The sequence below is a fragment of the Streptomyces sp. NPDC049577 genome (assembly GCF_040675635.1).
GTDB lineage: Bacteria > Actinomycetota > Actinomycetes > Streptomycetales > Streptomycetaceae > Streptomyces.
Map to the genome: position 1 here is coordinate 1 of NZ_JBFAPH010000306.1, position 7,611 is coordinate 7,611.

General features: G+C 73.5%; 6 protein-coding genes and 1 tRNA gene. 3 read left to right on the plus strand and 4 right to left on the minus strand.

All coding sequences use genetic code 11. From position 1 onward, the window contains the following. Positions 1-236 precede the first annotated feature (236 nt). The gene (locus AB0K09_RS26335; protein ID WP_366067876.1) at positions 237-1,475 is read left to right on the plus strand and encodes a serine hydrolase domain-containing protein; all 1,239 of its coding nucleotides are present in this window, start codon (positions 237-239) and stop codon (positions 1,473-1,475) included. Between the two features lie 51 nt (positions 1,476-1,526). Here the strand turns inward: AB0K09_RS26335 and AB0K09_RS26340 are convergent. The 3 genes from AB0K09_RS26340 to AB0K09_RS26350 all read right to left on the minus strand — a co-directional run bounded on the left by AB0K09_RS26340 (position 1,527) and on the right by AB0K09_RS26350 (position 4,502). Then, positions 1,527-1,599 (minus strand) — tRNA-Arg (locus AB0K09_RS26340). 92 nt (positions 1,600-1,691) lie between these two features. After that, the gene (locus AB0K09_RS26345; RefSeq protein ID WP_366067877.1) at positions 1,692-3,011 is read right to left on the minus strand and encodes a M64 family metallopeptidase; all 1,320 of its coding nucleotides are present in this window, start codon (positions 3,009-3,011) and stop codon (positions 1,692-1,694) included. A gap of 159 nt (positions 3,012-3,170) precedes the next feature. After that, entirely contained in the window at positions 3,171-4,502 is a 1,332-nt protein-coding gene (locus AB0K09_RS26350) for an alpha/beta fold hydrolase (RefSeq protein WP_366067881.1), read from the minus strand. Between the two features lie 90 nt (positions 4,503-4,592). On the opposite strand from AB0K09_RS26350, the gene AB0K09_RS26355 reads away from it, so the two are divergent. Further along, positions 4,593-5,975, plus strand: coding sequence for a helix-turn-helix domain-containing protein (locus AB0K09_RS26355; protein WP_366067878.1), 1,383 nt, complete (start codon positions 4,593-4,595; stop codon positions 5,973-5,975). Between the two features lie 64 nt (positions 5,976-6,039). Here the strand turns inward: AB0K09_RS26355 and AB0K09_RS26360 are convergent, their stop codons facing one another. Next, positions 6,040-6,894: a DUF4344 domain-containing metallopeptidase gene (locus AB0K09_RS26360; protein ID WP_366067879.1), complete on the minus strand. Its 855-nt coding sequence runs from the start codon at positions 6,892-6,894 to the stop codon at positions 6,040-6,042. Between the two features lie 206 nt (positions 6,895-7,100). On the opposite strand from AB0K09_RS26360, the gene AB0K09_RS26365 reads away from it, so the two are divergent. Continuing rightward, positions 7,101-7,611, plus strand: a 511-nt coding sequence (locus AB0K09_RS26365) for a response regulator transcription factor (RefSeq protein WP_366067880.1), incomplete at its 3' end; no start/stop codon positions are given.

Here is a 7,611-nt window from a genome sequence, read left to right on the forward strand (position 1 = left end):
CGACCGACTCTGCGCGCCGGGCCGGGTCGAGGAGATGGCGCCGCCCGAGGCGAGCCCGGCGCACGTCGTCGGTGATGCGGGGACGGAAGCTGCTCATGGGGGTGACGGTAGAGCCCAAGTAGGTCACATGCCGTCCGTCAGGGCAGGGTGTCCGGGCGATCCCCGATACGGCCTCGGGGGCGGACCAGGGGTGCACCGGATGAGCGGACGATCTTCGAACGGCCAGGCTGGATGCCATGACCACGCCGAAAACGTCCTCCCGCTCCACGCTCCGTCGCCGCCGCATCCCCCTGGTCGCGGCCGTCTCCGGCGCCCTGCTCGCCACGCTCGCCACGACGGCGCCGGGCGCGGCGGCGGACGGGCGCCTGCTGGACACCGAGGCGCTGCGCCGGTCGATCGCGGGCCTCCCCGACGACGACGTGACCGGCGCGCTGGTCAGGGTGGCCGGCTCGGACGGCTACTGGTGGGGCACCTCCGGCTTCGCGGACGTCCGGACGCAGGAGGCGGTGCGCTCGGACTCCTCGTTCCGCATCGGCAGCATCACCAAGCTCTTCACCGGCACGGTGGTGCTCCAGCTCGCCGCCGAGGGCCGGGTGGACCTCGACGCCCCCGTGCTGCGCTATCTTCCCGGGCTGCTGCCGGAGGCGTACTCCGACGTGAAGGTCGGACAGCTGCTCGACCACACCAGCGGTCTGCCGGCGCCCTCCTCGCTCACCTACGGCGACGGCTCCAACGAGTGGTTCGTGCGGCACCGCTTCGAGTCGTGGACGCCCGAGCAGATCGTGCGCGAGGCGCTGCGCGGCGAACGCCAGTTCCCGGCGGGCACGGCCCAGCAGTACAACGGGATCAACTCCTACGTGGCCGGCCTGCTCATCGAGGAGGTCACCGGCCGCTCCTACGCCTCCGAAGTGCGCTCCCGGATCGTGCGCCCACTGGGCCTGCGGCGGACCTACGTGCCGGAGGCGCACGACATGACGCTGCCGGGGCCGCACGCGCACGGCTACCGCGCGGTGGGCGACGGGCTGGCCGACGTCACGAAGCAGAGTCCCTACGCCTGGGCCGAGGGCGGGATGATCTCGACGGCGGCGGATCTGGACCGCTTCACGGCGGCCCTGCTCGGCGGCCGGCTGCTCCCCCCGGAGCAGCAGAAGCTGCTCTTCCGGCTGCCCGACCCGAAGAAGGTCGTCAACCTCCGCAACCCGCACTGCGCGAACCCGGCCGGCCCCGCGGCCCCGAGCGCACCCTGCTTCAGCCTGGGCGGCCTGATGCGCGCGGTGCTGCCGAACGGAACGCCGGAGGGGCTGGAGGTCTGGGGGAAGACGGGCTCCGCGCCGGGCTACACGAACGCGGTCTTCACCACCCGGGACCTGTCGCGGCGAGTGGTCTATTCGTTCAACTACACGGCTCCGGAGGGCAGGACCGAGCTGCCGTACGTGCTGCGGATCCTGAGCGCGGCGTTCGCCTCGAAGCAGTAGCCGCACAACGAGAACGGGAGCCGGACATGATGTCCGGCTCCCGTCGGGATGTGCGCTCGGCAGGATTCGAACCTGCAACCTCTTGATCCGTAGTCAAGTGCTCTATCCGTTAAGCTACGAGCGCGCGGCGTTGCGGAAGCAACCATACACGAACTTTGCGGTGTGTTCGTACGGCCGCTCTGCGTGACGACGCCGCTCGTGGTCGACGCCCCCGGATCAGCGTCCGATCTTCCAGGTCAGGGCTCCCGTGAGGCGTTTGCGCAGCTCCGGGTCGCGCACCGCGTCGGTGGTGTCGACGGCGGAGGCGGTCACCGTGTGCGGGCGGCCGTCGCGCGGGACGCCGAGGGATCTCGGGACGACCGACGTGCGGCCGCGCGCGGCGCGGGCCTCGCGGCCGTCGACGTACCAGCGCACGGTGACGGTGGCGGCGGACAGCCGGACCGTGATCCGGTCGTCGCGCCCGACCCGGGCGTCCTCCGGGGTCGCGCTCGACAGCGGCGTCGCGTGCCGGTAGAAGCCGGCGATCATGGCCTCGCGGCCGGGCAGGTTGAACTCGCGCCCGAGCGACCGCATGATCGAGTTGTCGGTCGGCCGGAAGAGCCCCTTCGGGTAGTAGCCGCCGCCCTCGTAGCCGCCGACGACCCCGCCGTCCGGCGAGGGCTGCCCGAGCCAGCGGTACCACTTCTGCCGCTGCGCCCCCATCCGGCCGGCGTCCAGCGTGCTGATGTTGGACTCCCACGGCTCGTCGCCGGTGTACGTGCCGTACTCGTCGTACTGGTACTCGTCGGCGAGCTTGCCCAGCGAGTGGCCGGTCTCGTGGACGGCGATCTGGTCGGACCGGTCGTTGTCGGAGGACGCGGTGGCGATGCCGTCGTAACCGACCTTGGAGACGACGTCGTTGTAGCCGGCGCCGCCGTACTTGGTGGAGTTCGACAGCACGACGACGAGATCGGCGGCGGGCGCCTTGGCCGCGTACGACTCGACCTTGTTCGTGTCGACGCAGAGCAGCCGTTCCACGCCGTCGCAGAAGAAGCCGGAGCCGAGCGCGGTGTCCTTGACGACACCCTGCGCCGGGTCGCCGGAGACCCCGGACTCCCGGGAGACCGCGTCGACGGCCCAGACGTTGAACAGCGCCCGGTAGGAGGCGTACGGCTCGACGGCCGTCATCTTCGCCCACTTGGCCCGCACGGCCGCGTGGAAGGCGTCCTGCTGGGACGCCGTGTAGCCGTCGCCGATGAAGACGATGTCGAGCTTGGCGCCGACCGGCCCGTTGGTGACGACGGGCGTGACGGTGCCGTCGCCCGCGACCGGGGGGCGCAGGGACTGCGTACCGGCGGGCGAGGCGGGGACGACCGTGTGGTGGGGGTGGCCGCCCGGCTCGGTGAAGTACTCGACGTGCTGGCCGGGTTGCGGATGGGGCTTGGCCGGGGCCGCCGGGCCCGCCGCCGCGGCGGGAGCGGCGACGGCGGCGAGCGCGGCCACGGCGACCGCGCCCACCGCGAGGGGTATTCGTCTGTGCATGGGGGGTTTGTGCATGGGGGGTTCCTCCCGGACACCCGCCACCTAAGCGGCGGGTTAAATCACGTTAAGGCGCGGCTCAACGTAGGGCCCGGGGAGGCGGTTGGCAATGGAAGGGGCACAAGTAGCACACAGCGCTTGGGCATTCGACGGCGCTATGCCCCACCCTCGGCGGCGTTACGCCTCGTCGCGGACCAGCCTCAGCAGCCGGTCCAGCACGGTCCGGCCGCTCGCGCGCAGACCGTCGTGCTCGTACTCGTCGGTGACCCAGGTGCGCAGCCCGGCGATCGCCCGGGCCGTCTCCAGGGAGTGGCCGGCGTCGACGTACAGGTCGTCGTGGTAGACGACCGCCGCCACGGGCACCGTGTTGCGCGCCAGCCGCTCCGGGTCGTACAGCGGCGTCCAGCCCTCGCGCGCGGCGAGGAGCTCGGCGGTCTCCCGCAGCGGGCGCAGCGCGGGCTGGGTGCGCAGCATCCACGGGTGGACCGTCTCACCGGTGAACAGGAACCGCCCGCCGGGCTCGAAACGGCAGTCGAACTGCGGGAATTCGGCTCGCACACGCTCCGCCGACCAGTGCGTCGGGCGCCCGTCCTGGGCATAGATGGCTTCATGCAGGACGGTGTACAGCGGGCTGCCGGCGCGCGAGAGGACCGCCGCGACCTGTTCGGTGAAGGCGTCGGACAGCCGCGGGCCGGCCACGGTGTCCACGAAGGCGTCCTCCAGGAGGTAGTGGAGCCGGTGCGAGCCGTCGCCGGTGCCGAGGACGATGCCGAGCTGCTGGAACGCCTCGACCGTCAGCAGGGAGCCGTCGGGCAGCACCTCCTCCTCCCCCGGCTTCCGGTCCGCCAGGTGCTCGGCTATGCGCAGGGCGGCGGCCTCGTCGCCCGGGTAGCGGGCGTAGTGGCCGAGGGTCTTGCGCTCCATGCGCGGGTAGGCGGCGCGGTAGACGGTGTCCGCGCCGGCGTGCAGGGACGGCAGCCCGCCCGTGACGATCACCTCGGCGAGCCCCTCGGGGGCGTACGACAGATAGGTCACGGCGCAGAAGCCGCCGAAGCTCTGTCCGAGCACGGTCCACGGCCGCCCTCCGGTCAGCCGGTGCCGGATGTGCTCGCAGTCGCGCACGATGGAGTCGGCGCGGAAGTGCGCAAGATAGGCGGCCTGTTCGGCGGGCGTGCCGCGCAGGGGCAGCGTCTGCCGGTTGGCGGGCGTGGAGCGCCCGGTGCCGCGCTGGTCGAGGAGGAGCACGCGGTACTCCTCCAGCGCGCGGTCCAGCCAGTTCTCGCGCCCTATGGGCCGCCCGGCGGGGAAGCCGGGGCCGCCCTGGAGGTAGACCAGCCAGGGCAGGTCGTCGCGGACCCGGCCCGCGGCGACGATCTCACGGGCGTAGAGCCGGATGCTCTCGCCGTCCGGGGCCGTATGGTCGAGCGGTACGTCGAAGAAGTGGTCGGTGAGGACGAGCCCCGGCTGGCGGACCCTGCCCGCCGCGGCGGCCCGGCGGCCCTCTCCCATGGTCTTCGGCACGATTGCATCCTCACGTCGGCGGACTCGACTCACGGCGTGGAAGTCTGGAAACACGGCGCAATGTACCGAGGGGCGGAAGTGGCCGAGAACAGCACCCATGGCATACGCACGGACGGGCCCGCCGACATCGGACGGCGCGTGCTGCGGCTGCGGACGGAAAAGGGACTCACCCAGAAACAACTGGCGGAACCCGCCTACACGGCGGCCTACATCTCCACCCTCGAGTCCGGGAAGGTGCGGCCCTCCGAGACCGCGCTGCGGCACCTCGCCGAGCGGCTGGGCACCACCGTCGAGGAGCTGGTGACCGGCCGGCCGCCGCATCTGGCGACCGAGCTGCGGCTCCGGCTGACCGACGCCCGGCGCACGCTGGCCACCGGGGCGGCCGAGGACGCGGCCGGGCTCTTCCGGGCCCTGAGCGAGGAGGCAGGCGTCTACACGCTCGTCCACGAGCAGTTCACCGCGCTGCTCGGGCTCGGCGACTGCGCGCTGGAGACCGGCGACCTGACCGAGGCCCGCGACCGGTTCGCCGAGGCGGAGGCGCTGCTGGCGCACGAGCCGCTGCCGCGTCGCGTGCCCGCCCTGCGCGGCCGCGCCACGGCCCATCTCCTCGCGGGCGAACTGCGCTACTCCTGCTATCTGCTGGAGAGCGCGATCGACGAGCTCAACGCCTCGGGGCTGCACGACCCGGACGCCCTGCTGCTGCTCTACACCGCCTCCATCGCGCCCTACATGGACATGGGCGCGCACGCGCGCGCCGTGCACGCCGCCGAGCTCGCGCTGGCGCTCGCGCCGCAGGTGGACAACCCGGCGGCGGTCGCCGGCATGCACCGGGGTGTGGCCCGCACCCTCATCGCCGAGGGGCGGATCGCCGAGGCCGACGCCTCGCTGGCCAAGGCCCAGGAGCTCTACCAGCAGCTGCACATCCGCACCGAACTGGCGCACTGCCACTGGATGCGCGGCTATGTGCACGCCCAGGACGGCAATCTGCGCAAGGCGGAGAGCGAGCTGCGCACCGCCCGGGACATGCTGGCGTCCAAGCGGGCCGCGCTGTTCACCGTGCAGGTGGAGGTGGAGCTGGCGGACGTGCTGCGGCGGCGCGGCAAGGCGGCCGAGGCGGAGGAGCTGCTGCGCCCCCTGCTGTCGCCCTCGGCGCTCGGCGCCGAGCGCGGCGCGGTGCACGCGGGCGGCGCGCACCGGCTGCTGGGGCTCATCGCCGAGGAACGCGGCGACACCGAGGCCGCCGAGGAGCACTACTGCGCCGCGCTCTCCCTGCTGGAGCGCACCGGCGCGGCCGGGGACCTCGCCGATCTGTGCCGGCTGCTGGGCGACCTGCTGCGCCGCTCGGGACGGGTGGAAGCGGCCCTGGACGCGTACCGCACGGGGCTGGGGCACCGGGCCGCACCGGGCACGACGACCCTGGGCCCGGCCCCGACGGCCCCGCCGCACTGGCCGCGGCCGTGACAGGCGCCCGGCCGGCGGAGCTTCCGGGGCTACGGCCGGTCCGGCACCGCCGCGACCCGCGCGGTCACACCGGTCCGCCGGACGGGCGCGCGGCCAGGAGCCTGCTCCAGCCGCGCCGGAGCGCCCGGTACTCCTCCTGGCACAGCCCGGCGCGCTCCTTGCTCAGCCGCTTGCCGTCGACGAGGTTCGCGTACCGCTGAGGATCGGCGCCGTACAGGTAGCAGCGGTAGTTGGCGCTGCGGGCGGCGTCCGGCGCGTGCTCGTCGGAGGGGTCGGCGTCCTCCCGGTCCTCGTCCTCGGCGTACTGCGCGTAGTTGTCCGCTGCGGCCAGCAGCGCGGCACGGCCGGACGCGCCCCGCGCGATCAGGCGGTAGGCCGCGAACTGGTCGGCGACGTCCTCCTCGTGCCCGGTGAAGGCCAGGTCGAGCTTGTCGATGAGGGCGTGCGCCGCCTCGTGGTAGAGCGTCTCGGTGACGACGCCGGCCGTCCGCTCGTCCACATCCTGTGCACGACCGTCGCCGCCCCGGGCGGCGGTCCGGAACATCGACCGCACCTCCTGGACGAAGCCGTAGCACAGCACGATCCGGCTGCTCCGCGGGTCGTACTCGGGCACGCCGTCCTTCTCGCAGGACCGGCCGGTGATGCGGACGGGCTCGGGCAGCGGCCGGAGCGTGCTGTTCAGGTCGGCGGCGACCTGCTCCGGAAGCTCGCGGTCGTGCAGGAAGGCCCGCTCGTCCGGCCCGCTGCCGGGCGTCTCGTAGGACACGGACAGGCCGCCGCCTGTGGGGGATGCGGCGGCCTGGGACCGTGCACAGCCGCACAGTGCCACCAGGGAGGCGACGCAGACCCCTGCCGCGACCAGGGCGCGGGCGCGCCGGAGGTCACGGGGACGGGGGCCGTCCCCTGGATGGTGCAGCATGGACAGCACTCTGCCGGTCCGGGCGCCCGGAGGGAATCCGCCCTGGGTCCCGGCCCACCCCCTCCGATCGGCGGGGGTAGGGTCCCCCGCACGCGGGGAAGGGCGGAGCTCCCGGGTCCGCTTCGGCCGTGACCGTGCGGCAGGCTGGAAGGGGTGCCCGGGTCGCCGTGCGGCGCACCGGGCCGGACAGGAAGAGGTAACGGGCGGTGATCCGTGTTGCGGTGGTGGACGACGAACAGCTCGTCCGGTCCGGGCTGCGGATGATCCTGGGCACGGCCCGGGACATCGAGGTGGTCGCGGACTGCGGGGGCGGCGCGGCCGTGGAGGCTGTGCGCCGCTGCTCCCCGGACGTCGTCCTCCTGGACATCCGCATGCCGGACACCGACGGCCTGACCGTCCTGCGCGCGCTGCGCGGTCTGCCCCGGCCGCCCGTCGTCGCCATGCTCACCACGTTCGACGCCGACGAGTACCTCTCCGCCGCGCTGCGCTCCGGGGCCGCCGGCTTCCTGCTCAAGGACACCGACCCCGAGCAGCTCGTCCGGGCCGTGCGCACCCTGGCCTCGGGCGGCAGCGTCCTGGACCCGGGCGTCACCCGGGCGGTCATCGGCGGGTACCTCGCCGCGGACGCCGCCGCGCCGCCTGGGCGAGGTGGCCGACCACATCGTCACCGAAGACCTCGGCGGCGACGGCGCTGTTCTCGCACCGGTGGAGTGCCGC